Origin of the sequence: Leisingera sp. UBA4491 (assembly GCF_002388965.1) — a bacterium.
Lineage (GTDB): Bacteria > Pseudomonadota > Alphaproteobacteria > Rhodobacterales > Rhodobacteraceae > Leisingera > Leisingera aquaemixtae.
In genome coordinates this window covers 330,345-354,631 of the sequence record NZ_DGNN01000026.1, presented here as the reverse complement: position 1 = coordinate 354,631, position 24,287 = coordinate 330,345, and the positions used below count along the sequence as shown (strand labels likewise).

At 64.6% G+C, this 24,287-nt stretch carries 24 protein-coding genes; 19 read left to right on the top strand and 5 right to left on the bottom strand.

Translation table 11 applies throughout. The features are described 5' to 3' along the window. Nucleotides 1–107: 107 nt before the first annotated feature. The 13 genes from pyrH (at nt 108) to lpxB (ending at nt 12,496) form a co-directional block, all read left to right on the top strand. On the top strand, nt 108–857 hold the full coding sequence (pyrH, locus tag B2P87_RS15285) for a UMP kinase (RefSeq protein ID WP_058286744.1): 750 nt from the start codon (nt 108–110) through the stop codon (nt 855–857). 298 nt (nt 858–1,155) lie between these two features. Further along, complete coding sequence (gene frr, locus B2P87_RS15280; protein ID WP_058286745.1) at nt 1,156–1,719, top strand: ribosome recycling factor; 564 nt, start codon at nt 1,156–1,158, stop codon at nt 1,717–1,719. Nucleotides 1,720–1,728: 9 nt separating this feature from the next. Beyond that, nucleotides 1,729–2,487 (top strand): isoprenyl transferase, encoded by a 759-nt coding sequence (locus tag B2P87_RS15275; protein ID WP_058286746.1) that lies wholly within the window; start codon nt 1,729–1,731, stop codon nt 2,485–2,487. Further along, a complete protein-coding gene (locus B2P87_RS15270; protein ID WP_141890195.1) occupies nt 2,484–3,260 on the top strand; it encodes a phosphatidate cytidylyltransferase in 777 nt (258 codons plus the stop codon). Before B2P87_RS15275 ends, B2P87_RS15270 begins: the two co-directional genes overlap by 4 nt. 16 nt (nt 3,261–3,276) lie before the next feature. Beyond that, nucleotides 3,277–4,449 (top strand): 1-deoxy-D-xylulose-5-phosphate reductoisomerase, encoded by a 1,173-nt coding sequence (gene dxr / locus B2P87_RS15265; RefSeq protein WP_141890196.1) that lies wholly within the window; start codon nt 3,277–3,279, stop codon nt 4,447–4,449. A 4-nt stretch (nt 4,450–4,453) separates the two neighbouring features. Next, on the top strand, nt 4,454–5,803 hold the full coding sequence (gene rseP / locus B2P87_RS15260) for an RIP metalloprotease RseP (protein WP_141890197.1): 1,350 nt from the start codon (nt 4,454–4,456) through the stop codon (nt 5,801–5,803). A 139-nt stretch (nt 5,804–5,942) separates the two neighbouring features. Then, entirely contained in the window at nt 5,943–6,068 is a 126-nt protein-coding gene (locus tag B2P87_RS15255; RefSeq protein ID WP_259937689.1) for a hypothetical protein, read from the top strand. A gap of 128 nt (nt 6,069–6,196) precedes the next feature. Beyond that, complete coding sequence (gene bamA, locus B2P87_RS15250) at nt 6,197–8,590, top strand: outer membrane protein assembly factor BamA (RefSeq protein ID WP_141890198.1); 2,394 nt, start codon at nt 6,197–6,199, stop codon at nt 8,588–8,590. Nucleotides 8,591–8,594: 4 nt separating this feature from the next. Beyond that, nucleotides 8,595–9,209 (top strand): OmpH family outer membrane protein, encoded by a 615-nt coding sequence (locus B2P87_RS15245; protein ID WP_244940798.1) that lies wholly within the window; start codon nt 8,595–8,597, stop codon nt 9,207–9,209. A 75-nt stretch (nt 9,210–9,284) separates the two neighbouring features. Then, nucleotides 9,285–9,752 (top strand): 3-hydroxyacyl-ACP dehydratase FabZ, encoded by a 468-nt coding sequence (gene fabZ / locus B2P87_RS15240; RefSeq protein WP_141890199.1) that lies wholly within the window; start codon nt 9,285–9,287, stop codon nt 9,750–9,752. Between the two features lie 2 nt (nt 9,753–9,754). Next, the gene (lpxA, locus tag B2P87_RS15235) at nt 9,755–10,540 is read left to right on the top strand and encodes an acyl-ACP--UDP-N-acetylglucosamine O-acyltransferase (RefSeq protein ID WP_141890200.1); all 786 of its coding nucleotides are present in this window, start codon (nt 9,755–9,757) and stop codon (nt 10,538–10,540) included. Between the two features lie 4 nt (nt 10,541–10,544). Next, the gene (locus tag B2P87_RS15230) at nt 10,545–11,333 is read left to right on the top strand and encodes an LpxI family protein (RefSeq protein WP_141890201.1); all 789 of its coding nucleotides are present in this window, start codon (nt 10,545–10,547) and stop codon (nt 11,331–11,333) included. Continuing rightward, the gene (lpxB, locus tag B2P87_RS15225; protein WP_141890202.1) at nt 11,330–12,496 is read left to right on the top strand and encodes a lipid-A-disaccharide synthase; all 1,167 of its coding nucleotides are present in this window, start codon (nt 11,330–11,332) and stop codon (nt 12,494–12,496) included. The genes B2P87_RS15230 and lpxB overlap by 4 nt, the downstream gene beginning before the upstream one ends. 273 nt (nt 12,497–12,769) lie before the next feature. On the opposite strand, the gene mnmA is transcribed toward lpxB, so the two are convergent. Further along, nucleotides 12,770–13,915: a tRNA 2-thiouridine(34) synthase MnmA gene (gene mnmA, locus B2P87_RS15220; RefSeq protein ID WP_141890203.1), complete on the bottom strand. Its 1,146-nt coding sequence runs from the start codon at nt 13,913–13,915 to the stop codon at nt 12,770–12,772. Nucleotides 13,916–14,063: 148 nt separating this feature from the next. Between mnmA and B2P87_RS15215 the strand changes: the two genes are divergently transcribed. The 5 genes from B2P87_RS15215 to B2P87_RS15195 all read left to right on the top strand — a co-directional run bounded on the left by B2P87_RS15215 (nt 14,064) and on the right by B2P87_RS15195 (nt 19,968). Next, nucleotides 14,064–14,351 carry a DUF1153 domain-containing protein gene (locus B2P87_RS15215; protein ID WP_008557698.1) on the top strand — a complete coding sequence of 96 codons (288 nt, stop codon included), beginning with the start codon at nt 14,064–14,066 and terminating at the stop codon, nt 14,349–14,351. Between the two features lie 117 nt (nt 14,352–14,468). Further along, a complete protein-coding gene (gene ctrA, locus B2P87_RS15210; protein WP_141890204.1) occupies nt 14,469–15,188 on the top strand; it encodes a response regulator transcription factor CtrA in 720 nt (239 codons plus the stop codon). 202 nt (nt 15,189–15,390) lie between these two features. Further along, the gene (gene ligA / locus B2P87_RS15205; RefSeq protein WP_141892066.1) at nt 15,391–17,610 is read left to right on the top strand and encodes an NAD-dependent DNA ligase LigA; all 2,220 of its coding nucleotides are present in this window, start codon (nt 15,391–15,393) and stop codon (nt 17,608–17,610) included. After that, the gene (gene recG / locus B2P87_RS15200; RefSeq protein ID WP_141890205.1) at nt 17,607–19,697 is read left to right on the top strand and encodes an ATP-dependent DNA helicase RecG; all 2,091 of its coding nucleotides are present in this window, start codon (nt 17,607–17,609) and stop codon (nt 19,695–19,697) included. Before ligA ends, recG begins: the two co-directional genes overlap by 4 nt. 148 nt (nt 19,698–19,845) lie before the next feature. Further along, nucleotides 19,846–19,968 (top strand): hypothetical protein, encoded by a 123-nt coding sequence (locus B2P87_RS15195; protein WP_259937640.1) that lies wholly within the window; start codon nt 19,846–19,848, stop codon nt 19,966–19,968. A gap of 291 nt (nt 19,969–20,259) precedes the next feature. Here B2P87_RS15195 and B2P87_RS15190 read toward each other — a convergent pair whose 3' ends face one another. Beyond that, a complete protein-coding gene (locus B2P87_RS15190; protein ID WP_058286759.1) occupies nt 20,260–20,712 on the bottom strand; it encodes an iron-sulfur cluster assembly scaffold protein in 453 nt (150 codons plus the stop codon). Between the two features lie 77 nt (nt 20,713–20,789). Here B2P87_RS15190 and hisI point away from each other — a divergent pair, with 77 nt between their 5' ends. Next, nucleotides 20,790–21,161: a phosphoribosyl-AMP cyclohydrolase gene (gene hisI, locus B2P87_RS15185; RefSeq protein ID WP_141890206.1), complete on the top strand. Its 372-nt coding sequence runs from the start codon at nt 20,790–20,792 to the stop codon at nt 21,159–21,161. A gap of 50 nt (nt 21,162–21,211) precedes the next feature. Here hisI and gluQRS read toward each other — a convergent pair whose 3' ends face one another. The 3 genes from gluQRS to trmFO are packed head-to-tail and all read right to left on the bottom strand — an operon-like array spanning nt 21,212 to nt 24,072. Beyond that, the gene (gene gluQRS / locus B2P87_RS15180; RefSeq protein WP_141890207.1) at nt 21,212–22,072 is read right to left on the bottom strand and encodes a tRNA glutamyl-Q(34) synthetase GluQRS; all 861 of its coding nucleotides are present in this window, start codon (nt 22,070–22,072) and stop codon (nt 21,212–21,214) included. Then, nucleotides 22,069–22,683 (bottom strand): class I SAM-dependent DNA methyltransferase, encoded by a 615-nt coding sequence (locus tag B2P87_RS15175; RefSeq protein ID WP_141890208.1) that lies wholly within the window; start codon nt 22,681–22,683, stop codon nt 22,069–22,071. The genes gluQRS and B2P87_RS15175 overlap by 4 nt, the downstream gene beginning before the upstream one ends. A 33-nt stretch (nt 22,684–22,716) precedes the next feature. After that, nucleotides 22,717–24,072, bottom strand: a complete 1,356-nt coding sequence (trmFO, locus tag B2P87_RS15170) for a methylenetetrahydrofolate--tRNA-(uracil(54)-C(5))-methyltransferase (FADH(2)-oxidizing) TrmFO (protein ID WP_141890209.1) — start codon at nt 24,070–24,072, stop codon at nt 22,717–22,719. Nucleotides 24,073–24,287 lie beyond the last annotated feature (215 nt).

Sequence of the window (24,287 nt, the reverse complement as noted above, 5' to 3'; positions counted from 1 at the left end):
GGCCGGTTCCGCAATTCTCGGCGGAAACCGCGCTGCGCGGATTGAAACCGGCAGCGAATTACTCCATTTTGCGCGCAAATTAACCCTCACATCTTCTGGAGCGCAACATGCCTCAACCGCAAGACAAGCCGGATCTGGATCCGGCCGCCGCCTATAAACGCGTCATGCTGAAAATTTCCGGCGAGGCATTGATGGGCGACCAGGGGTTCGGCCTGCACCCGCCGACCGTGCAGCGCATCGCCCGCGAGGTGAAATCGGTGCGCGACATGGGGGTCGAGATCTGCATGGTGATCGGCGGCGGCAACATCTTCCGCGGCCTCTCTGGCTCGGCCCAGGGGATGGAACGCACCACCGCCGACTACATGGGGATGCTGGCCACGGTGATGAACGCGCTGGCGATGCAGTCGGCGCTGGAGGGCATGGGCGTCTTCACCCGGGTGATCTCGGCGATCCGCATGGATGAAGTGGCGGAACCCTATATCCGCCGCCGCGCCGTGCGCCACTTGGAGAAGAAGCGGGTCTGCATCTTTGCGGCCGGAACCGGCAACCCCTATTTCACCACCGACACCGCCGCGACCCTGCGCGCCAACGAGATGGCCTGCGAGGCGATCTTCATGGGCAAGAACGGCGTCGACGGTGTCTATGACAAGGACCCCAAGGTGCACCCCGATGCGGTGCGGTATGATGAAATCAGCTATGATGATGTCTTTGCCAAGCGGCTGAAGGTAATGGATGCCTCCGCTATTGCCCTGGCGCGCGACAACAACCTGCCGCTGATCGTGTTCCCGCTGGATGAGCCGGGCGGCTTCCGCGGTATTCTGTCGGGCAAGGGGACCTACACCAAGGTCCAGGGCTAAGCGCCCGCAGCCTTGATGAAATCCGGACGCGGGCCAGCGATTTGGCCCGCGTTTTTTATCCTGCCGCCAATTACCCTCTGCGCCCAGGCTCCAGCAGGCCGCATTCTGCCCGCGCGCCGCCGCAGCAATCGCAGGAAAAACGCGGCGGGCGGGCTATTTGGAGGTATGCGGGAGCAGGCGCCGGGGCTCCGCTTTGGGCGGGAAGTTGCGGCAAATCCTCCCCATGATCGCTATACATCAGCCTTCCAATGGCTTATGAGCCAAGTGAAGACCGCCTCAGATAAGGGGAGAGAGCAGCATGTCTGATGAATTTGAACTGGATACCGACGATCTGAAACGCCGCATGGATGGCGCCATGGCCAATCTGCGCACCGAATTTGCCTCCCTGCGCACCGGCCGGGCCTCGGCCTCGATGCTGGAGCCGGTGATGGTGGATGCCTATGGCGCGATGACGCCGATCAACCAGGTCGGCACCGTCAACGTGCCGGAGCCGCGCATGGTCACCATCAACGTCTGGGACAAGGGCCTGGTCGGAAAGGTGGAAAAGGCGATCCGCGAATCCGGCCTGGGCATCAACCCGCAGCTCAACGGCACCATCATCATGCTGCCGATCCCGGAGCTGAACGAGGAACGCCGCCGCGAGCTGACCAAGGTGGCCGGCCAGTACGCCGAGCACGCCCGCGTGTCGATCCGCAATGTCCGCCGCGACGGCATGGACCAGATCAAGAAGGCCAAGACCGACGGCATGTCGGAAGACGATCAGAAGTTCTGGGAAGCCGAGGTGCAGGAGCTGACCGACAAGATGATCAAGCATGTGGACGAGGCGCTTGAGACCAAGCAAGCCGAGATCATGCAGGTCTGACGGCGCATTATGCCGGGAGATGCAAATCCGCAGATGAGCCCCGCCGGACCGGTTCCGGCGGCCCGCTCCGGCCCGCGCCATGTGGCCATCATCATGGACGGCAATGGCCGCTGGGCGCAGGCCCGCGGGCGGCCGCGGCTGTTCGGCCACCATGCCGGCGCGCGCCGGGTTCGTGAAGTTGTCGAGTGCTGCCCAGGTCTGGGCGTCGAATACCTGACCATCTTTGCCTTCTCGACCGAGAACTGGAAGCGCACGCAGACCGAAGTCGCCGGTCTGATGAGCCTGTTCCGCCGCTATATCTCCAAGGAAATGAATGCCTTGGCGGAAAAGAACGTCCGGGTGCGCTTTATCGGCGACCGGGTGCGGCTGGACGCCAAGCTGATTGACCTGATGGACAAGCTGGAGCGCAAGACCGAAGGCAACAGCGGCACCCAGCTGACCATCGCGCTGAACTATGGCGGCCGCGACGAGGTGGCCCGCGCCACCAAGCGGCTGGCGCGGGATGTGGCCGAGGGCCGCCTGGACCCGGAAAAGGTCGATGAGGAAACCCTGCCGCGCTATCTGGACACCCACGTGCTGCCGGACCCGGATCTGGTGATCCGCACCAGCGGCGAGGCGCGGATTTCGAACTTCCTGCTATGGCAGTCGGCCTATGCGGAGTATGAGTTCATCGACACCCTGTGGCCGGATTTCACGGCTGAGGAACTGGCGCGGCTGTGCGGCAGCTATGGCCGCCGCGAGCGCCGGTTCGGGGCTGTCAAGACATGAGCGCTGACAGGGGCCGCTGGGCCGACCTTCTGCCGCGGGTTCTGTCGGCCATCGTGATGGTCCTGGCGGGCGGCTATGCCGTCTGGGCCGGCGGTCTGGTGTTTGATGCGGTGATCGCGCTGTGCTGCGGCGGCATGATCTGGGAACTGGTGCGGATGCTGGCGTCGGACCGCGGCGGCCTTGCGCTGCAGCTCGGCGCGGTTTCTGCCGCGGCGGTTCTGCTGGCGTCCCTCTTGCCGGTGATCTGGGTGGTGCCCTTGCTGGCGGCGCCGGTTGCGGCCGGGTTCAGCCAGTTCGATCGCAACCGCCATTATTTCTCCGGCTGCGCGATCTGGGTGCTGTTTGCCGGCTTTGGCTTTATCTGGCTGCGCGGCCAGATGGGGATCGAATGGATGCTGTGGCTCATTGGCGTCGTGGTGGCGACCGATGTGGCGGGCTACTTCGCGGGCAAGGCCATTGGCGGGCCCAAGTTCTGGCCGCGGGTCAGCCCCAAGAAAACCTGGAGCGGCACCGCCGCCGGCTGGCTGGCCGCTGCGCTGGTGGGGGCGGTCTTTACCGCGCAAGAGGGTCTGGGCTTTGGCATCGTGGTGCTGTCGGTGCTGCTGTCGATGGCCAGCCAGGCTGGCGATGTCGCAGAAAGCGCGCTGAAACGGAAGATGGGCGTCAAGGATTCCAGCGCGCTGATTCCGGGCCACGGCGGGCTGTTCGACCGGTTCGACGGAATGCTGGGCGCTGCGGCCATGTTCCTGGCCGTGACCGCCATCTGGGGATAACCAGGCAGGAAGAATTATGCGGAAAGTTTCGATTTTCGGCGCCACCGGGTCGATTGGGCAGAACACCATCGACCTGATCCGGCGCGCGCCGGGTGCCTATGACGTGGTGGCCCTGACCGGCGGCGCGAATATCGCGCGGCTGGCAGAGGATGCCATTGCGCTGCAGGCGGATGTGGCCGTTACCGCCTATGACGACCGCCTGCCGGATCTGCGGGCGGCGCTGGCAGGCTCCGGCGTGGAGGCGGCCGCCGGGCAGGCGGCCCTGGTCGAGGCGGCGGCGCGCCCGGCGGACTGGATCATGTCGGCCATCGTCGGCGCGGCCGGTCTGGCGCCGGGGCTGGAGGCGCTGAAACACGGCACCACCCTGGCGCTGGCCAACAAGGAATCGCTGGTCTGCGCGGGCCGGCTGCTGCTGGAGACGGCCGAGAAGCACGGCGCCCGGCTGCTGCCGGTGGACAGCGAGCATTCGGCGGTGTTTCAGGGGCTGGTGGGCGAGGACATCGAAGCCGTCGAGCGGATCGTCATCACCGCCTCCGGCGGCGCGTTCCGCGATTGGCCGCTGGAGGATCTGCCCAAGGCAACCCTGGCGCAGGCGTCCTCGCACCCCAACTGGGACATGGGGCAGCGGATTACCATCGACAGCGCATCGATGTTCAACAAGGCGCTGGAAGTCATTGAAACCCGGGAATACTTTGGCGTCCGCCCGGATCAGATCGAAGTGCTGGTGCATCCCGAATCCCTGGTTCATGCGCTGGTCGGCTTCAACGACGGGGCGCTGATGGCGCATCTGGGGGCCGCCGACATGCGGCACGCCATCGGCTATGCGCTGCATTGGCCGGACCGCCAGCACCTGCCGGTAGAGCGGCTGGACCTCGCCCGCATCGGTCAGCTGAACTTCCGCGCCCCGGACCCCGCCCGCTATCCGGCGCTGCGGCTGGCCTATGAGGTGATGGAGCGCGGCGGCATGATGGGCGCGGCCTTCAATGCTGCCAAGGAACAGGCGCTGGACGCGTTCATCGCAGGCCGCATCCGTTTCACCGGCATGGCGGCAGTAACCGAAGCCGTGCTGGAGCGTTTCGCGGCAGAGAGCAGCCTGATTGATGCTGCAATGACACTTGATAACGTGACCCGGGTTGACCATCTCGCACGGCAAGAGGCTGCCAGGGCCGCAGAAAAACAAATAGGGTAGATCTTTGGACATTTTGGCTTTTGTCCCGCAGTTTGGCGGTTTTCTTTATACGATCGCCAGCTTTGTCGTCGCGCTGTCGGTGATTGTGGCTGTGCATGAGTACGGCCACTACATCGTCGGCCGCTGGTCGGGCATTCACGCAGAAGTGTTCTCCCTCGGGTTCGGCCCGGTGCTTTGGAGCCGGGTGGACAGGCACGGCACCCGCTGGCAGATCGCGGCGCTGCCTTTTGGCGGCTATGTGAAGTTTCTGGGCGATGCCGATGCGGCCTCTGGCAAGGATGCCGAGGCGATGCAGGCGGCCGCCGAGGACCCGGCGGCGCTGCGCCGGACCATGCATGGCGCGCCCCTGTGGGCCCGCTCGGCAACGGTTGCGGCCGGCCCTTTGTTCAACTTCGTGATGTCGGCCATCATCTTTGCCGCCGTGGCGATGTCGCAGGGGGTGATGCGCGATCCGCTGACCGTCGGGGACATGGCGCCGATGGCCGGTGTTGAAAACGGTCTGCAGCAGGGGGATGAGCTGATCTCCGCAGGCGGCCTGCCGGTGCCGAGCTATCTGGACACCGAAGCCTGGGAAGATTTCCGCACGGCGCTGCCGCAGCAGCAGCCGCTGGACTATCAGGTGCGCCGCGACGGCGCGGAACTCAGCGTCAGCGGCCCGTATCTGTACCCGCCGTACGTGCGCGGCGTGGTGCCGCGCAGCGCGGCTTCGGATGCCGGGCTGCAGCCGGATGACCTGATCGTCGCGGTGGACGGCACATCGCTGGTGTCTTTTGATCAGCTGAAGGAGCTTGTCGAAGCGGCGGACGGCAAGGTGCTGGTGCTGGATGTGCTGCGCGACGGCGAAACGGTCGAGATGGCCCTGGCGCCGCGGCGCACGGATGAACCGCTGCCCGACGGCGGTTTTGCCACCCGCTGGCGGATCGGCATTATTGGCGGGCTGGCGTTTGAGCCGGCCACCGACAAGGCCGGGCTGGGCGAGTCGCTGGCGGCGGGCGCTTACCAGGTCTGGGCGGTGGTCGGCACGTCCCTGTCGGGTCTGAAGCATATGATTACCGGCGCCATCAGCACCTGCAACCTGTCCGGGCCGATCGGCATTGCCGAAACCTCCGGCGCGATGGCCAGCCAGGGGGCGGAAAGCTTCATCCGCTTCATTGCGGTGCTGTCCACCGCGGTGGGGCTGCTGAACCTGTTCCCGGTGCCGGCGCTGGATGGCGGCCACCTGATGTTCTACGCCTATGAGGCCGTGGCGGGCCGTCCGCCCAGCGACCGGGCGGTGCGGGTGCTGATGTCGCTTGGCATTGCCATCGTGCTGTCGCTGATGGTGTTTGCGCTTGGCAACGACCTGTTCTGCTGAGCGGGCAGGCAGCAGCGCCAAGGGGCGGCCACAGTGCCGCCCAACTGCCGCCACATTCCCCCGTTAACGTTTTATCAATTCGCGCAGGCTGCGACAGCGCTGCCGCGCGGAGACGCAAACGTAAACTGGGGGATGACCGATGCAGACACTCTCGCACTCTTACCGCGGCCTTGGCCTGCTGATGCGGCTGAACTGGGACCGGGCGCTGACCGGATTTGCCATCGTTGGCGCGCTGACCGCAGGCACCTGGCTCGCCACGTTGTGATTCCCGCAACCGGCGCGCAAGCCCGCCGCGCCGGTTGCCGCCAGAATGCGCCCTGATAGTTTTGACAAGCGCTTTCAAACCCGGTACGCACTTGCCAAAGCTGCTATAATAATCGGGTTGTAAAAAAGATGGTTTGGGGGAAAGTTACAGGCAAGTCCTGTGGTGAGCGTAAGTCGGGCATCAATATCTTGTACCGGAAAGTTTCTGCCATTTCTCTGGCAGTTGCGCTGGGTTACGCGCTGGCGCCGCTGCCGGCGGAGGCGCAAAGCTACCGCTTCAATTCGGTTCAGGTGGAGGGCAATCAGCGGATTCAGACCTCCACTGTTGTCGCCTATACCGGCATTGAGCGCGGCCAGACGGTCAGCGCAGGCGAGCTGAACGATGCCTATCAGCGCATTCTTGACAGTGGCGTATTTGAAACAGTGGAAATCGTGCCGCGCGGCAGCACGCTGGTGATCAAGGTCACCGAGTTCCCGACCATCAACCAGATCAGTTTCGAGGGCAACCGCCGCCTCAAGGACGACGCGCTGAGCGACATCATCGAGTCCGCACCGCGCCGGGTGTTCAGCCCCTCGCAGGCAGAGCGCGACGCGGCGCTGATTGCCGAAGCCTACAGCGTGCAGGGCCGTCTGGCCTCCCGCGTGACCCCGCGCATCATCCGCCGCAGCAATAACCGCGTCGACCTGGTGTTCGAGATTTCGGAAGGCGAAACCATCGAGGTGGAGCGCGTGTCGTTCACCGGCAACCGGGTCTATTCCGACCGCCGCCTGCGGCGGATCCTGGAAACCAAGCAGGCCGGTCTGCTGCGCACCTTCATCCGCTCCGACACGCTGATCGAAGACCGTCTGGAATTCGACAAGCAGGTGCTGCGTGATTTCTACCTGTCGCGCGGCTATGTGGATTTCCGCGTCAACAGCGCCAACGCCGAAGTCACGCAGGAGCGTGACGCGGTGTTCCTTGTGGTGGATGTGACCGAGGGCCAGCAGTTCCGCTTCGGCAACATCACGGTGACCAGCGAAATGCCGGAAGCCGACGCCGACCTGTTCCAGTCCACCCTGAAAATCCGTCCCGGTGTGGTCTATTCGCCGACCCTGGTCGAAAACGCGATCGACCGGATGGAAGGTCTGGCCGTCCGCAACGAGATCGACTTTCTGCGGGTCGAACCGCGGGTTACCCGCAACGAACGGAACCTGACCCTGGATATCGAATTCGTGCTGACCCGCGGGCCGCGTGTCTTCGTTGAGCGGATCGACATCGAAGGCAACACCACCACGCTGGACCGGGTTATCCGCCAGCAGTTCCGGTCTGTCGAAGGCGACCCGTTCAACCCGCGCTCGATCCGCAACAGCGCCGAGCGGATCCGGGCTCTGGGCTACTTTGCCAATGCCGATGTCGAGACCCGCGAGGGCAGCTCTTCGGATCAGGTCATTGTCGACGTGGACGTCGAGGAACAGCCGACCGGTTCGCTGAACCTCGGCGGCGCCTACTCGGTTACCGATGGTTTCGGGGTCAGCGTCGGTCTGACCGAAAACAACTTCCTGGGCCGCGGCCAGCGGCTGTCGTTCAATATCGCGACGGCGACGGAATCGGATTCCTACGTCCTGGGCTTCACCGAACCCTATCTGCTGGGCCGGGAGCTGAAGTTCGACCTGGACCTGGGGCTGAACGAAACCGATTCCAGCTTCTCGGAGTACAAGACCAAACGCGTCTTCTTCCGCCCGGCGCTGACCTTCAACACGGGCGAGGATTCGTCGCTGCAGGTCCGCTACACGTGGGACTCGGACGAGATGCTGTTCGATGATGATGACACCAACCAGAATCTGGCTGGCCCGGTCATCCGTAGCGAAATCGCGCAGGGAGAGCTGAATTCCAGCGCCTTCGGTGTCACCTACCGGTACGACAGCCGTTTGACCGGCCTTGATCCGAATGCCGGCTTCCTGGTCGAGATCGGCGCCGACTACGCCGGGCTTGGCGGCGATTCCGAATACATAAAGGCAACCACCAAGCTTGTTGCGCAGCGCCGCATCTGGAATGAGGAGGTCACCCTTCGCGCGACCCTGGAAGCAGGTGCGTTCCAATGGGAGGGCGGCGGCAACAGCCGCACCATTGACCGTTTTGTTCTGACCCCCTCTGTGATCCGGGGGTTTGAACCCGGCGGTATCGGACCGCGGGACCAGGGTTCTGGCAATCCGAACGGAGGCAACTACAATGACTTCCTGGGCGGCAACTATTACGCGGTTGCGCGCTTCGATGCGGAGTTCCCGCTGGGCCTGCCGGAAGAACTTGGGCTGCGCGGCGCCCTGTTCTATGATGTCGGCGGCCTCTGGGGGTTGCAAGATGTGAACACCCTGGCGACCGACCGGATCGTCGGCAACGAACAGTCCTTCCGTCACGTTGTCGGCTTCTCGCTCCTGTGGACCACAGGCTTTGGACCGCTGCGGTTCAACTTCTCCAAAGCCCTCAAGAAAGAGGACTTTGACGAGGAGCAGGCCTTCGATCTGACCCTGCAGGCGAGGTTCTGATCTGGTGCGGCAGCAGGCTCCCGGCGGTTGGGCAGCGCGCGGTTTTGCCGTGGCGCTGGCCTGTTTCGGGGCTGCTCCCGCTGTTGCGCAGGACACCGCGCAGCCGGCGCCGGAACCGGGGCGCGGTTACCAGCTGGGGCTGCCGCAAAGCGGCATCCTCACCATTCAGCCGGAGCGGCTGTTCTCCGAAAGCGCCTTTGGCCAGCGGGTTGAGCGGGAGATGGAGGCGGAAGGCGCGGTGCTGACCGCCGAAAACCGCCGGATCGAGGCCGAACTGCGCCGCGAGGAACTGGAGCTGACGGAGCGCCGCAGCGGGATGGAGCCGCAGGCGTTCCGCGCGCTGGCCGATGCCTTTGATCAGAAAGTGCAGGACACCCGCCGCCGTCAGGAGCAGAAACTGCGCGAAATCACGCAGATGGGCGAAGAGGCCCGGCGCGAGTTCATCAGCGCTTCGCTGCCGGTGCTGCAGCAGATCCTGCGAGAGACCGGGGCCGGCGCAATCCTCGATCACGCCTCGGTGTTCCTGAGCGCGGATGCCGCCGACATCACCAGCCTGGCCATCGCCCGGGTCGATGCGGTGCTGGGGGATGGCGCGGCGCAAGAGGATGGCGATCGCTGAGCCGGCGAACTTGCCCAAACGCCGCCTGCTTGCTAGGGACGGCGCAGCACATTTGAAGAATATGGGAAACCAAGCATGACCACCGAGCTGCAAAGCGCTGACATTCACCTGATCCAGCGGATCCTGCCGCACCGCTACCCGTTCCTGCTGGTCGACAAGGTGGTCGATATCGACAGCTACAAATCGGCCCGCGGCATCAAGAATGTCACCATGAACGAGCCGCACTTCCAGGGCCATTTCCCGGGCACGCCGATCATGCCGGGCGTCACCATCGTCGAGGCGATGGCGCAGACCGCGGGAGTCATGCTGGGGGTTGGCATGGATATGGTCGACACCAATCTGCTGATCTACTTCATGAACATCGACAAGTGCAAATTCCGCCGCAAGGTGGTGCCGGGCGATGTGCTGGAAATGCATGTGGAGACTCTGCGCGGCAAGCCGGGCGGCAAGATCTTCAAGTTCTCCGGCCGTGCCACCGTCGATGGCGAAGTGGCTGCCGAGGCCGAATTCTCGGCGATGGTCGACGTGCAGAAGGACGGATAAGCATGAGCCGGATTCACCCCAGTGCCGTGATCGAACAGGGCGCCAAACTTGGAAAGGACTGCGAGATCGGCCCGTTCTGCGTGGTTGGCCCCGATGTGGTTCTGGGGGACCGGGTTGTTCTGAAGTCCCATGTTGTCGTCACCGGCGACACCGAGATCGGGGACGAGACGGTGGTCTTTCCCTTTGCCGTGCTGGGCGAGATCCCGCAGGACCTGAAGTTCAAGGGCGAGAAGTGCAAGACCGTGATCGGCAAGCGCAACCGCTTCCGCGAGCATGTGACGGTGAATGCCGGCACTGAGGGCGGCGGCGGCGTGACCCGCATCGGCGACGACGGCCTGTTCATGGCGGGCTGCCACATTGCCCATGACGCCCAGGTCGGCGACCGGGTGATCGTGGTGAACTCTGCCGCGGTGGCGGGCCACTGCGTGCTGGAGGATGACGTCATCATTGGCGGCCTGTCGGGCATTCACCAGTGGGTGCGGATCGGCAAGGGCGCGATCATCGGCGCGGTCACCATGGTGACCAACGACGTGATCCCTTATGGCCTGGTGCAGGCGCAGCGCGGCGAACTGGACGGGCTGAACCTAGTTGGCCTCAAGCGCCGCGGCGTGGCGCGCAGCGACATCACCGCCCTGCGCGCTGCCTTCCAGATGCTGGCCCAGGGCGAAGGCACCTTTCAGGAGCGCGCCAAGCGGCTGGGGGATGAGACCGAAAGCGCATACGTTCAGGAGATTGTTGCCTTCATCACCGGTGAAAGCGACCGCTCCTTCCTGACCCCGGGAGGCTGATGCCATGCTGGCTTTGATTGCAGGCACCGGCGGCTTACCCGCCGAAGTGGCCGCCCGTGCTCCGGGCCGTCCGCTGATCTGTGCGATGGCTGGGTCGGAACCGGATTCGGTCGACCCTGAGATTACCTTCCGGTTCGAACAGCTGGGGTCTTTTCTTGAACGGCTCAAGGCTGCGGAGGTCACCGAAATCTGCATGGCAGGCGCGGTGCAGCGCCCGAATATCGACCCTTCTGCAATTGATGCGGCCACCCTGCCGCTGGTGCCGGTGCTGCAAGGGGCGCTGGCCTCAGGCGATGATGGCGCCTTGCGGGCGATCATCGGGATTTTCGAGCAGGCAGGCTTTGCCGTGCGGGCCGCGCATGAAGTGGCGCCCGATCTGCTGATGGCGGCTGGTGTGCCGACAAAGGTTCAGCCGGGCGAACTGGACAAAGCGGACGCGGACCGCGGCGCGCAGATCGTGGCCGCAATGTCCGCCGCCGACATCGGCCAGTCCTGCGCCGTGCGCAAGCGGCAGGCGATCGCGGTGGAGAATGTCTTTGGCACCGACTGGATGCTGGCCGCGCTGGCGCAGCGCCCGGACGGGCAGGGCGGACTGCTGTTCAAGGCACCCAAGCCCGCGCAGGACCGCCGCGCCGATCTGCCGGCAATCGGCGTGGAAACCGTGGAAGCTGCCGCCAGGGCGGGCCTTTCCGGCATCGTGCTGGAGGCGGGCGGCGTCATCGTGCTGGAGCAGGATGCGGTGATTGCGGCCTGCGACCGGCTGGGCCTGTACCTGTGGCTGCGTGAGGCATGAGCCTGCGGGTGTTCATCCTGGCCGGGGAGCCTTCGGGCGACCGGCTGGGCGGGGCGCTGATGGCGGGGCTGAAACAGCTGGCGCCTGGCGTCAGCTTCGACGGCATCGGCGGGGCGCTGATGGCGGAGCAGGGGCTGGTCTCGCGCTTTGCGATGGACGAGCTGTCGGTGATGGGGCTGGCAGAGGTTCTGCCCAAATACCGTCACCTGAAACGCCGGATCCGGGAAACCGCGGAGGCCGTCCTTGAGACAAAGCCGGATGTTCTGATCACCATCGACAGCCCGGACTTCAGCTTGCGCGTCGCGCGGCTGGTCAAGGAACAAAGCAGCATCCGCACGGTCCACTATGTGGCACCCTCGGTCTGGGCCTGGCGGCCCAAGCGGGCCGGGAAGATGGCGGAAGTGATCGACCATGTGTTGGCGCTGTTGCCGTTTGAGCCGCCTTACATGGAAGCCGCAGGCATGGACTGCGATTTTGTCGGCCACCCGGTGGTTGCCGAACCGCAGGCCACCGGTGCGGAGATCGCTGCATTCCGGGAAGAATTCGATCTGGGCGAGTCGCCGTTTGTGCTGGCGCTGCCCGGCTCGCGGCGGTCCGAAGTCGCGCGGCTGGCGCCGGATTTCGGCGGCGCGCTGCACCGCTTCACGGCGCAGCACCCTGATTTCCGGATCGTCGTGCCCGCCGCAGCACCGGTGGCCGGGCTGGTGCGCGATGCCGTGCAAAGCTGGCCAAGGGGGACGGTTCTCGTCGATCCGAACGAATTTGACTCCGTCACAGCCAAAGCCCACAAGCGCGCCGCCTTTGCCGCGGCGGACCTGGCTCTGGCCGCCTCCGGCACCGTCTCGCTGGAGCTGGCCGCCGTCCGCACCCCGATGGTAATCGCCTATAAGTTCCAGTGGCTGACCTGGCAGATCATGAAGCGCATGGCGCTGATCGACACGGTGACGCTGGTCAACCTGGTGAGTGAGACCCGGGTGGTGCCGGAATGCCTGGGGCCGGACTGCACGCCGGAGAACATTGCGGCCCGGCTGAACGCGCTGGCGGCAGACCCTGGCGCGCAGCTGGAAGCAATGGAACTGACCATGCAGCGCCTGGGCCAAGGCGGCGAGGGCCCCGGGCTGCGGGCCGCGCGGGCCGTTCTGGACCGCTTACGCAAGAACTGAGGCAAAAGCGCGCCGGATGCAAAGCCTCCGGCACGCGGCTTCTGGTGGCGCGGGCGCTGCGCCCCCGCGCGGAGCTTGCCGCGCCGGTCCAGCAGAACTCTGACGGTCAGGCAGAGAAGTGGCGTTGGATCTTCTTTTGCCGAGAAGCGCCTAAGGGCACGGCTGCCCTCAGGCGCTGCTTCAATTTTAGTTTGGAATGCCGCGTCAAGGACAAGCCACGCGTGCCGCGCAAAGGCTGCGCCTTCCTTGACCCGGAGTTGCAGGCGGAACGCTTCAGTAGCCGCGCCAGATCCAGCCGCCGCCGAAGATGCGGCTGCCCTCGCTGGCGTAGAACACGCAGGCCTGGCCGGGGGAGATGCCTTCCTCCGGGGTCAGCAGTTCCACCTCGGCAGTTGTGTCCGTCAGCGGCCGGATGATGGCCTCGCGCGGGGGGCGGGTGGAGCGGACCTTGACCTTCAGATGCCACTCTTTGCGGCTGGTGAAGGGCTCATCGCCCAGCCAGTTGATTTCGCGCACCGGGATGGTGCGGGTGGCCAGCAGCTCCTTGGGGCCGACCACCACCTGCTTCTTGTCGACATCGAGCTTCACCACATAAAGCGGTTCGGACAGCCCGCCGATGCCAAGGCCGCGGCGCTGGCCGATCGTGTAGTGGATGACGCCCTCGTGGCTGCCCAGAACCCGTCCGTCGGAATGCACGATCTCTCCCGGCTCTGCAGCACCGGGGCGCAGTTTCTCGATCACCGAGGCATAGTTGCCATCCGGCACAAAGCAGATGTCCTGGCTGTCGGGCTTGTCCGCCACCGCCAGCCCGTACTGCGCCGCCATCTCGCGCGTTGCGTCCTTGGAGGGCAGGTGCCCGAGCGGAAAGCGCAGGTAATCCAGCTGCTCCGGTGTGGTGGAGAACAGGAAATAGCTCTGATCGCGGTTGGCATCCTCGGCGGAGTGCAGCTCCGGCCCGTTCGGACCCATCTTGCGCTGGATGTAGTGGCCGGTGGCCATGCAGTCGGCCTCGAGGTCCTTGGCGGTTTCCAACAGGTCCTTGAACTTCACCCGCTCGTTGCAGCGGATGCATGGCACCGGGGTCGCACCCGCCAGATAGCTGTCGGCGAACTCGTCAATCACCGCATCCTTAAAAATGTTCTCATAATCCAGCACGTAATGCGGGAAGCCGCGCTCCTCGGCGACCCGGCGCGCATCGTGGATATCGATTCCTGCGCAGCAGGCACCCTTCTTGGCCAGCGCCGCTCCGTGGTCATAAAGCTGCAGCGTCACGCCGACCACATCATAGCCCTGATCGGCCAGATATGCCGCCACAACAGAGCTGTCGACGCCGCCGGACATGGCCACCACCACCCGGGTCTCCGAGGGCGGTTTGGCAAAGCCGAGCGAGTTCAAAGTGGTGTTGTGGTCCAGCGCCATGGGGCAGCTCCTGAAGGCAAGGGGGCAGGCGCCGCAGAATATAGGAAAATCCTAACGACTCTCAAGGGGTGTGGTTCACGGCCCGTTAAGCCTGATCGGAAATTCTTTTGCCAGACCAAAACGAAAAAGATCTTCAAAGGGAAGACGGATGTTTTTGAAGAAAGTCGACGGCCCGCGGGCAGTCACCCTGCCGGACGGAACCATCATGACCCGGGCGGATTTGCCGCCGGAAACGACCAAGCGCTGGGTCGCCTCGCGCAAGGCTGCGGTTGTGCGCGGCGTGCTCTACGGTCTGCTGCCGCAGACGGAGGCGATGCGCCGCTACGGGCTGAGCGAGGAGGAGTTCCGCAGCTGGGTTGCCGCCGTGGCCGACCACGGAGAAGAAGCGCTGAAAACAACACGGTTGAAGAAATTCCGCAATCCGGACGCAAAATAGCTGGGGCCGCCCTTGAGTTGAATTCGTAAATTAACCATCATGGTAACGGGCCATTAACTTTTTTCCACCAAGGTTAACGAGACCTGAGGGAAACAGTGTACAGGCGGAGAATATAATATGCGCATTCTTTTGGTTGAGGATGATCCGACCACGGCAAAAAGCATCGAACTGATGCTGACCCACGCCAACCTGAACGTCTATTCGACGGATCTGGGCGAGGAGGGGATCGATCTGGCCAAGCTCTATGATTACGACCTGATCCTGCTGGATCTGGGGCTGCCCGATATGAACGGCCATGAGGTACTGCGCCAGCTGCGCATGTCCCGCATCGAAACGCCCATTCTGATTTTGTCCGGTGCGGATGATACCGACAACAAAATCAAGGGGTTCGGTTTTGGTGCGGACGACTATCTGACCAAGCCGTTCCACCGCGAGGAACTGGTGGCGCGGATCCATGCGATCATCCGCCGGTCCAAGGGGCACTCGCAGTCGATCATCAAGACCGGCAAGATCGCGGTCAACCTGGATGCCAAGACGGTCGAGGCCGATGGCAAGGCGGTGCATCTGACCGGCAAGGAATACCAGATGCTGGAGCTGCTGTCCTTGCGCAAGGGCACCACGCTGACCAAGGAAATGTTCCTCAACCATCTCTATGGCGGCATGGATGAGCCGGAACTGAAAATCATCGACGTTTTCATCTGCAAGTTGCGCAAGAAACTCAGCAACGCGACCGGCGGCGAAAACTATATCGAAACCGTCTGGGGCCGCGGCTATGTGCTGCGTGATCCGCAGGAGGATCAAATGTCCGGCGGCCATCGGATGGCTGTCGGCGCCTGAAAGAATGAAAATCCGGACGGCACATAAAGCTGTGCCCCCGGTTGTAAAGGCCTGCCGTTTGGCGGGCTTTTTTCATGTCTGCCGGCAGCGCGGGCTGCTCTGACAGAGGCGCTGGACGCGGCGCGCGCGGAGCCTTATCACCTGAAGGGAGAACGAAGAGGGACCGCGCGTGGCAGAGAATTCGGAAAAAGACGTGACCGGCCTGACGGCAGAGGACGCCCGGGCAGAGTTTCTGGCGCTGGAGGACCAGCTGCGGGCGGCGGATCTGGCCTATCACCAGGCTGATGCGCCGGAGATCAGCGACGCCGAATATGATTCGCTGAAACGGCGCTACCGGGCGCTGGCAGAGGCCTATCCCGAACTTGCCGATGCGGCCACCCATCTGGACGCGGTTGGCGCGCCGGCGGCGTCCGGATTCGGCAAGATCACCCATGCGGTGCGGATGCTGTCGCTGGGCAATGCCTTTGCGGATGAGGACGTCACCGATTTTGACCGCAGTGTCCGCAAATACCTGGGCCTGGGCGGTGAGGCCGCGCTAGGCTACACGGCGGAGCCCAAGATTGACGGGTTGTCGTTGTCTTTGCGCTATGAGCAGGGCAAGCTGGTTCAGGCCGCCACCCGCGGCGATGGCAGTGTGGGCGAAAACGTGACCGCCAACGCGCGGACCATTACCGATATTCCGCAAGAGCTGACCGGCGCGCCGGAGGTGCTGGAAGTGCGCGGCGAAGTCTATATGAGCCACGCCGATTTCGAAGCGCTGAATGCCCGCCATGCGGAGCGCGGCGGCAAGATCTTTGCCAACCCGCGCAATGCCGCCGCAGGCTCGCTGCGGCAGCTGGATGCGGAAATCACCCGCGCCAGGCCTTTGCGGTTCTTCGCCTACAGCTGGGGTGAGCTAAGCGCGCCTTTGGCAGAAACGCAGATGGAGGCGATCGAACGCTTGCAATCCTTCGGGTTCCAGACCAATCCGCTGACCCGGCTGTGCTCCAGCGTTGCGGACATGATTGATCATTACCGCGGCATCGAGGAGCAGCGCGCGACGCTGGGCTATGACATCGACGGCGTGGTCTACAAGGTCAACGATCTGGCGCTGCAGGGGCGGCTGGGGTTCCGCTCCACCACGCCCCGCTGGGCCATTGCGCATAAGTTCCCGGCGGAACTCGCCTGGACCCGGCTGGAAGCCATCGACATTCAGGTCGGCCGCACAGGGGCGCTCAGCCCGGTTGCACGGCTCACCCCGGTGACTGTCGGCGGGGTGGTGGTCTCAAACGCGACGCTCCACAACGAGGATTACATCCAGGGGCGCGATTCCAAGGGCGAGGAGATCCGCGGCGGCAAGGATATCCGCATCGGCGACTGGGTGCAGATCTACCGCGCGGGCGACGTGATCCCGAAGGTGGCCGATGTGGACCTGTCCAAGCGCCCGGAAGACGCCGAACCATACCAGTTCCCGCACACATGCCCGGAATGCGGCAGCCCGGCGGAACGGGAGGAAAGCGATGCCGTGCGCCGCTGTTCCGGCGGCCTGATCTGCCCGGCGCAGGCGGTGGAGAAGCTCAAGCATTTCGTCTCCCGCGCGGCCTTTGATATCGAAGGACTGGGCGCCAAGCAGGTGGAGCAGTTCCACAGTGACGGATGGATCAAGGAACCCGCGGATATATTTGATCTGAAAGAGAATTACGGCTCTGGCCTGCAACAGCTCAAGAACCGCGAAGGCTGGGGAGAGAAATCAGCCGACAACCTGTTTACCGCGATTGAGGAAAAGCGCACGATCCCGCTGGCCAAGCTGATCTTCGCCCTTGGCATCCGCCATGCGGGCGAGGTGGCTGGCCGCGATCTGGCGCTGCACTACCGGGACTGGCAAGGCATGGCGGCTGCGATTGACGCGGCCCGCCCGGCAGCCCTGGCGCACCGGGCCGCGGATGAAGCGGAAGAGGCCGAACGCCAGGCCGCCGCGGAGGAGGGCCGCCGGGCCCGCATTTCCGAAACCCGGGCGGCTGCCGTTGCCGCCTGCGAGGTTCCGGCCGAGGCCGCTGCTGCCTGGGCGGACCTGATCGGGGTCGACGGCATCGGCGCGGTGCTGGGCCTGTCGCTGTCAGATGCCTTTGCCAACCCGGAGGAGCGCGCGGCCATCGACCGGCTGGTGGCGAAACTGACCATCGTGCCGCCCGATGCGCCGGCCGCGGACAGCCCGGTGGCAGGCAAAACCGTCGTCTTCACCGGCACATTGGAGAAGATGACCCGGGCCGAGGCCAAGGCCCGGGCCGAGGCGCTGGGGGCCAAGGTCTCCGGCTCCGTCTCCAAGAAGACCGACATTCTGGTGGCTGGTCCCGGCGCGGGCTCCAAGGCCAAGAAGGCGGCAGAGCTGGGGATCCAGACGCTCGATGAAGACGGCTGGCTGGAGCTGATCGCAGGGGCATGAGCGGTCGTCCGGAGATCCTGTTTCCGCTGTTTGCCGGCGCCGAGACCCTGCAGGGTGTCGGCCCGAAAACCGCGCAAAACCTGACGCAGATTGATATAGAAACGCCGCGGGACCTTTTGTTTTCGTTGCCTTATTCGGTGGTGGACCGGCGGCGCCGCGATACCATCCGCGGGGTGGACCTGCCCGCGGTGGTGACCGTTGAGGTGACCATTGGACGCCACCGCCCGGCGCGCAGCCGCGGTGGCGCTTACCGCATTCATGTGCAGGACGCGGAGACCGAGTTTCAGCTGGTCTTCTTCCACGGCCGCAGCCGCTATCTGGAGGCGCAGCTGCCGGAGGGCGCGCGCCGGGTGGTCTCGGGCAAGCTGGAGCTGTTCGATGGCCTGGCCCAGATGGTGCATCCCGATCACATGCTGCCGGTGGAAGAGGCGCATGAGATCCCGGACTATGAGCCGGTCTACAGCCTGACCCACGGCGTCTCGCAGAAAACCATGTACAAGGCTGCGCAAAGCGCGCTGTCGCGGATGCCGGAACTGGAGGAATGGATCGACCCGGCGCAGGTGCTGAGGGAGAACTGGCCTGCCTGGCACGACGCGCTGCAGTCTGCCCATGCGCCGCAGGGCCCGGACGATCTCAGCCCGCAGTCTCCGGCCCGGGCGCGGCTGGCCTATGATGAGCTGTTTTCGCATCAGCTGACCCTGGCCTTGGCCCGCCAGACGGAGCGAAAGTCCCGCGGCATCGAAAGCCATGCCACCGGCCGGCTGCAATCGCGCGTTCTGAAGGCGCTGCCGTACAGGCCCACCAACGCTCAGGCGCGGGCCATCGCGGAAATCTCCGCTGACATGGCCTCGCCCAAGCGCATGAACAGGCTCTTGCAGGGGGATGTGGGGGCGGGGAAAACCCTGGTTGCTTTCATGGCGTTGCTGGTTGCCGTTGAAGCGGGCGGGCAGGGGGTGATGATGGCGCCGACCGGCATTCTGGCGCAGCAGCATTTGGACGGGCTTGCGCCGCTGGCCGAAACTGCCGGCGTGGTGATCGAAATCCTGACGGGCCGCGACAAGGGGGCTGAGCGCAAGGCCAAGCTGGCGGCGCTGAAGCGCGGCGATATCCATATTCTGGTTGGCACCCATGCGGTGTTCCAGCAGGATGTCGCATTCCGCGACCTGCGGCTGGCGATTGTCGACGAGCAGCACCGCTTTGGCGTGCGCCAGCGGATGGAGCTGGCGGAAAAGGGCAAGGGCGCCGATGTGCTGGTGATGACCGCGACGCCGATCCCGCGCTCGCTGGCGCTGGCGCAATACGGCGACATGGATGTTTCAGTGCTGGATGAGAAACCGCCCGGGCGCAAACCGGTCAAGACGGCCGTTATCAGCACCGAACGGATGCAAGAGGTGGTCGATCACCTGCGCAAAGCGATTGCGGAGGGGCGGCAGTGTTACTGGGTCTGCCCGCTGGTCGATGAGTCGGAGCTGAGCGATCTGACCGCCGCGGAGGAACGCTTTAAGCATCTGCGCGCAGTGCTGGGCGAGGGCGTCGCCGGTCTGGTTCACGGCCAGATGCCGCCCGCCGAGAAAGATGCCGCGATGGCGGCCTTCCAGGAGGGCAAGACCAAGGTTCTGGTTGCCACCACGGTGATCGAGGTGGGGGTGAACGTGCCCAATGCCTCGATCATGGTGATTGAGCGGGCAGAGATCTTTGGCCTCGCCCAGTTGCACCAGCTGCGCGGCCGGGTCGGGCGCGGCAGCGCCGAGTCGACCTGCCTCCTGATGTATCAGCCGCCGCTGACCGAAGGCGGGCGCAAGCGGCTGGAGGTTCTGCGCGAAACCGAGGACGGCTTCAGGATCTCGGAGACCGATCTGCAGATGCGCGGGGCCGGCGACATGATCGGCACCGCGCAATCCGGCCTGCCGCGGTTCCGGATTGCCGACCTGGAGCGGCAGGCCGGGCTGATGGAAGTGGCGCAAAGCGACGCGCGGGCGCTGCTGGCAGCCGACCCGAAACTGGAAAGCCCCCGCGGCAAGGCGGCGCGGGTGCTGTTGTGGCTGATGAAGCAGGATCAGGCGATCCGTTTGATTTCAGTGGGTTAAGCCGCGCCCCTGCGCGTGTTCTCCGTGGATGTTCCATTCTGTTCGCAAATGTTCTCAAAAAGTTCTTTACAGGTGCCGGTAAAAATGAGAACAAAGGGGCAACAAAACTGCCAAAGAGCGGAAAGACAGACTGGAGGAGGCCCGAGCCATGATTGCACAGATCAAAACCACGATTCACAACGCCCATTCCACCTTGCTGCAGGACGCCATCGGCGCGGCCTCGCTGATGGTGATGCTGGTGGCAGCGCTGCATCTGCCGGGCCTGCTCTGACCTGCTCCTCCCATTCCTGAATGCCTCTGCCGTGCCGGGCCGGCCCTTTCCTGTCCCGGACTGCTTAAGGGATCAACCGCCTGTTCCGATCCCCGAATGGATTGCCTCAAGATCCACCCTGGCCCGCCCGGGTCCCGCACAGCAGAGCATAACTGCCGCCGCCATCCTGCCCGGATGCGCGGCGGTTTTTTGTTTGGAGGGCGGATGCAATAGCAAATTCACCCCTGCATAGCTGCAAGGGCGGCCGTGGCGTTCGCTGTCTTTGACAATCAGTGGCGCAGGACGCCGCCGTCAGGCGCATTGCTCCTTGGCGGCGGTCTGCATCGCTTCCAGGGTGGCGTCCAGCGCCAGCATGATCGAGGCGTGGCGGTTCTTGAACTCGCGCGCGGGCTGCAGCACTTCCAGCCCGTCAAAGGGGGGCTGCGGCACCGGGCCGTCCTGGGTCAGCATCGCCTTCAGCTGGTCGCGGGCGGTCTCCACTTCGGCCAGCGAGCGGCCGATCACATTGGCGCCGGCCACAGCCGCCGCGGCCTGTCCCAGCGCGCAAGCCTTCACGTCCTGGCCGAAATCCGTGATCCGCCCGTCCTCGACGCGGATGTCGACGGTGACGGTGGAGCCGCAGAGCGGGGAGCGCTTCTTGACCGTGGCATCCGGCGAGTCCAGCCGTCCAAGATGCGGAATATCCGCCGCCAGCGCCAGAATGCGCGTAGAATACAGCTTGATCAGATCGGATTCGCCAGACATCGCTTTCCCGGGCTTTCCCTGCTTGGTGGTTCCCCATACATAAGGAGCCGAACAGCAGATGCAAAAGGTTTTTGCCCATGTCTATTGCCGCGTCCTTTGATCCCGCCAGCCTGGTTTACAACGATGCGGGCCTGATCCCCTGCATTACACAGGACGAGGCCTCGGGCGAGGTGCTGATGATGGCCTGGATGAACGCGGACGCGGTGGCGCGCACGCTGGAAACCCGCCGGGTCACCTATTGGTCGCGCTCGCGCCAGGCGTTCTGGATTAAGGGGGAGACGTCGGGCCACGTGCAGGAACTGGTGGATCTGCGCGTCGATTGCGACCGGGATTGCCTGCTGGCCCTGGTGCGCCAGACCGGCGCAGCCTGCCACACCAACCGCCGGACCTGTTTTTACACCGCGCTGCGGGAAGGCGGCGAGGTTGAGCTGATGGCACCGATGGACTGATCTCCTTCAGGAAACGGCCCTGACGGGCCGTGCCTCCGGCGGGGATATTTTCAGCCAGAAGAAGCGGGCAGGCCCACTAAGCCGCGGATGTCCTGCGGGGTGGCGCCCTCGGCGCGGTATTTTGCAATCGCGCGGGCGTCGTCGCGTTTGGCGAGGCGCTTACCCTGTGCGTCTCGGATCAGGCGGTGGTGGTGATAGACGGGGGTGGGCAGACCCAGCAGGCTTTGCAGCAGCACGTGAATCTGGGTGGCCTCGAACAAGTCGGCACCGCGCACAGCATGGGTGATGCCCTGGTCCGCGTCATCCGCCACCACCGACAGGTGGTAGGAGCTGCCCATGTTGCGGCGCACCAGAATGATGTCGCCAACCGTTGAGATCAGTTGCTCAGGGTCCAGCTGGTGGGTGCCTTCAAATGCCGGCCCGGTCTCGTTGAAGCTGCGCAGCTCGGCGGTCTGGACGGCCTTTTCCATGTTCAGCCGGATCACGTCGCGCTCCTTAGCCTCGCCGGGCAGGCGGCTGCGGCAGGTGCCGGGGTAGATGCGCCCGTCGGGGCCGAACTGCGGCACGCCTTCCTGCGGCGCGCCCGCCGCGGCCTCGATATCGGCGCGGTTGCAGCGGCAAGGGTAGGTGAGCCCCAGGGCGGTCAGCCGGTCCAGCGCGGCGCGGTAGCGGGGCAGCCGCTCGGACTGGCGCATCACCGGCTGCGGCCAAGTAAGGCCCAGCCAATGCAGGTCGTCATAAATCTGCGCCTCCCAGGCGGTGCGGGAGCGGGACTGGTCGATATCTTCGATGCGCAGCAAAAACCGGCCGCCCGCAGCCACGGCCATGTCATGCGCCAGCAGCGCGGAATAGGCGTGGCCCAGGTGCAGCGGTCCGGTTGGCGAAGGCGCAAAACGGGTGGTGAATGTCACGCTTTCTCAATCACATAGACAGTCGACTTCAGGTTTATTCCCGGCAGGTGGTCGCCGTATTCCTTGAATAGCAGCCGTGCCGCCGAACAGTCCAGCCAGTCATTCAGCTTGCCGGTATAGGCGCGGTCCTCCAGCGCATGGTCGTTGAAGGAGAAGGCAAACAGCCCGCCGCGGTCCAGCCCCCGCATGATCACGTCAAAGGTGGCAGGCGGTGCCGCGCCCTTGCTCAGCAGGCCGCAGCCGGCAATGGCGCGGTAGCTGCCCGGTTTCACCGGCGTCTTGTCCGCAGTATCCAGCTGCGCCAGCTGCCGGTAGGCGCCTTTGGCGCGGGCCTGGGCCAGCATTTCCGGCGATGGCTCCAGCCCGTCGACCACGTTGTATCCGGCCGCGCGCAGCGCCAGGCCGCAGAGGCCGGTGCCGCAGCCGAAGTCGAGGACCGGCGCGTCCGGGTCCGGCAGGTATTTCCACAGCGCCGCGGCAATCCGCCCTGGCGTTGCATAACCGTTTTCCGCGATTTCCGCATCATAGGAAGCGGCCCACCTGTCATAGTGGTCGCGGGTCGCCTCCGGGCTCTCAAGCCCGTAGGACTTATCGAGAAATTTGTCGTTCATGCATCAAGTCTAGACCCGCGCTTTGCGCAGCGTCTAGGAAAAGTTGCTGAGCCACGCCTGCCAGGCTGCCTTGGCGCGGTCGGTGTAGGCCTTGTAGCGGTCTTTCCGGCCGCGGCGGCCGCCTTTGAGGCCGTCGACCGGGCGGAACAGGCCGAAGTTCACGTTCATCGGCTGAAACGTCTTGGCCTCGGCGCCGCCGGTGATGTGGTGGATCAGCGCCCCCATGGCGCTGTCCTGCGGCACCTCCGGCAGCTCCTGGCCGAGGATTTCCGCCGCCGCCATCCGTCCTGCCAAGAGGCCCATGGCGGCGCTTTCGACATAGCCCTCGACCCCGGTGATCTGGCCGGCAAAACGGATGTTGGGTTTCCGCTTCAGCCGCATCTGCGCGTCCAGAAGGGTGGGGGAGTTGATGAAAGTGTTGCGGTGGATGCCGCCAAGCCGGGCAAAGCTGGCGTTCTCTAGCCCCGGGATCATCCGGAACACCTCGGTCTGGGCGCCGTATTTCATCTTGGTCTGGAAGCCGACGATGTTGAACAGCGTTCCCAGCGCGTTGTCGCGACGCAGCTGCACCACGGCGTGGGCCTTGACGTCCGGCTGATGCGGGTTGGTCAGCCCCACCGGCTTCATCGGCCCGTGGCGCAGGGTCTCGCGGCCGCGTTCCGCCATCACCTCGATCGGCAGGCAGCCGTCGAAATAGCCCGCGGTCTCACCTTCGTGGAACTCGGTTTTGTCAGCTGACAATAATGCGTCGATAAAGGCCTCGTACTGGTCCTTGTCCATCGGGCAGTTGAGGTAGGCGGTGCGTTCTTCCTCGGTTTCGCCCTTGTCATAGCGCGACTGCATCCAGGCCTGCGACATGTCGATGCTTTCCGCATAGACAATCGGCGCGATGGCATCGAAGAAGGCCAGCGCCTCTGCTCCGGTTTCGGCTTGGATGGCCTTGCCCAGTTCCGGCGAGGTCAGCGGGCCGGTGGCAAAGATCCAGTGGCCGTCTGCCGGCAGTTCGGTGATTTCTTCATAAGAAACAGTGACATTCGGATGCGCCTTCAGCCTGGCGGTCACGGTTTCGGCAAAGGGGTCGCGGTCCACCGCCAGGGCGCCGCCAGCGGGCAGGCGGTGCTGATCGGCGGTGGTCATGATCAGGCCGTTTGCCTGGCGCATTTCCCAGTGCAGCAGCCCCACCGCGTTCTGTTCGTCATCGTCGGAGCGGAAGGAATTGGAACACACCATTTCGCCCAGGTTGCCGGTCTGGTGGGCGAAGGTTTCCACCTTGGGGCGCATTTCGTGGATCACCACCTGAACGCCCATGTTTGCCGCCTGCCAGGCCGCTTCCGAGCCGGCCATGCCGCCGCCCACGATGTGCAATGTCTGTGCCGAATGATCTGTCATGCCCGCCACATAGGGCAGGGGACGGGCCTGTGCAACCGGCTTGGGCGCGGGGGCTGCGGCAGAACCGCCGCTGACCGCGCACATGCGCCGTTCGGACGCCAGTTTGTCCTGGTGTCAGTTCGACCTGGTATCAGATTGTCCGGGTGGCGGGGAAATTTGGGGCCGCCGCCGCGGGAATGATCGACCGGTGAGAGAGAACCGGCTGGAGGGACCCT

Excerpts from the sequence above, each read along its gene's own strand:
- pyrH (WP_058286744.1), top strand. The coding sequence starts at position 108 with ATGCCTCAACCGCAAGACAAGCCGGATCTGGATCCGGCCGCCGCCTAT.
- frr (WP_058286745.1), top strand. The coding sequence starts at position 1,156 with ATGTCTGATGAATTTGAACTGGATACCGACGATCTGAAACGCCGCATG.
- B2P87_RS15275 (WP_058286746.1), top strand. The coding sequence starts at position 1,729 with ATGCCGGGAGATGCAAATCCGCAGATGAGCCCCGCCGGACCGGTTCCG.
- B2P87_RS15270 (WP_141890195.1), top strand. The coding sequence starts at position 2,484 with ATGAGCGCTGACAGGGGCCGCTGGGCCGACCTTCTGCCGCGGGTTCTG.
- dxr (WP_141890196.1), top strand. The coding sequence starts at position 3,277 with ATGCGGAAAGTTTCGATTTTCGGCGCCACCGGGTCGATTGGGCAGAAC.
- B2P87_RS15255 (WP_259937689.1), top strand. The coding sequence starts at position 5,943 with ATGCAGACACTCTCGCACTCTTACCGCGGCCTTGGCCTGCTGATGCGG.
- bamA (WP_141890198.1), top strand. The coding sequence starts at position 6,197 with ATGGTTTGGGGGAAAGTTACAGGCAAGTCCTGTGGTGAGCGTAAGTCG.
- fabZ (WP_141890199.1), top strand. The coding sequence starts at position 9,285 with ATGACCACCGAGCTGCAAAGCGCTGACATTCACCTGATCCAGCGGATC.
- lpxA (WP_141890200.1), top strand. The coding sequence starts at position 9,755 with ATGAGCCGGATTCACCCCAGTGCCGTGATCGAACAGGGCGCCAAACTT.
- B2P87_RS15230 (WP_141890201.1), top strand. The coding sequence starts at position 10,545 with ATGCTGGCTTTGATTGCAGGCACCGGCGGCTTACCCGCCGAAGTGGCC.
- lpxB (WP_141890202.1), top strand. The coding sequence starts at position 11,330 with ATGAGCCTGCGGGTGTTCATCCTGGCCGGGGAGCCTTCGGGCGACCGG.
- mnmA (WP_141890203.1), bottom strand. The coding sequence starts at position 13,915 with ATGGCGCTGGACCACAACACCACTTTGAACTCGCTCGGCTTTGCCAAA.
- B2P87_RS15215 (WP_008557698.1), top strand. The coding sequence starts at position 14,064 with ATGTTTTTGAAGAAAGTCGACGGCCCGCGGGCAGTCACCCTGCCGGAC.
- ctrA (WP_141890204.1), top strand. The coding sequence starts at position 14,469 with ATGCGCATTCTTTTGGTTGAGGATGATCCGACCACGGCAAAAAGCATC.
- recG (WP_141890205.1), top strand. The coding sequence starts at position 17,607 with ATGAGCGGTCGTCCGGAGATCCTGTTTCCGCTGTTTGCCGGCGCCGAG.
- B2P87_RS15195 (WP_259937640.1), top strand. The coding sequence starts at position 19,846 with ATGATTGCACAGATCAAAACCACGATTCACAACGCCCATTCCACCTTG.
- B2P87_RS15190 (WP_058286759.1), bottom strand. The coding sequence starts at position 20,712 with ATGTCTGGCGAATCCGATCTGATCAAGCTGTATTCTACGCGCATTCTG.
- hisI (WP_141890206.1), top strand. The coding sequence starts at position 20,790 with ATGTCTATTGCCGCGTCCTTTGATCCCGCCAGCCTGGTTTACAACGAT.
- B2P87_RS15175 (WP_141890208.1), bottom strand. The coding sequence starts at position 22,683 with ATGAACGACAAATTTCTCGATAAGTCCTACGGGCTTGAGAGCCCGGAG.
- trmFO (WP_141890209.1), bottom strand. The coding sequence starts at position 24,072 with ATGACAGATCATTCGGCACAGACATTGCACATCGTGGGCGGCGGCATG.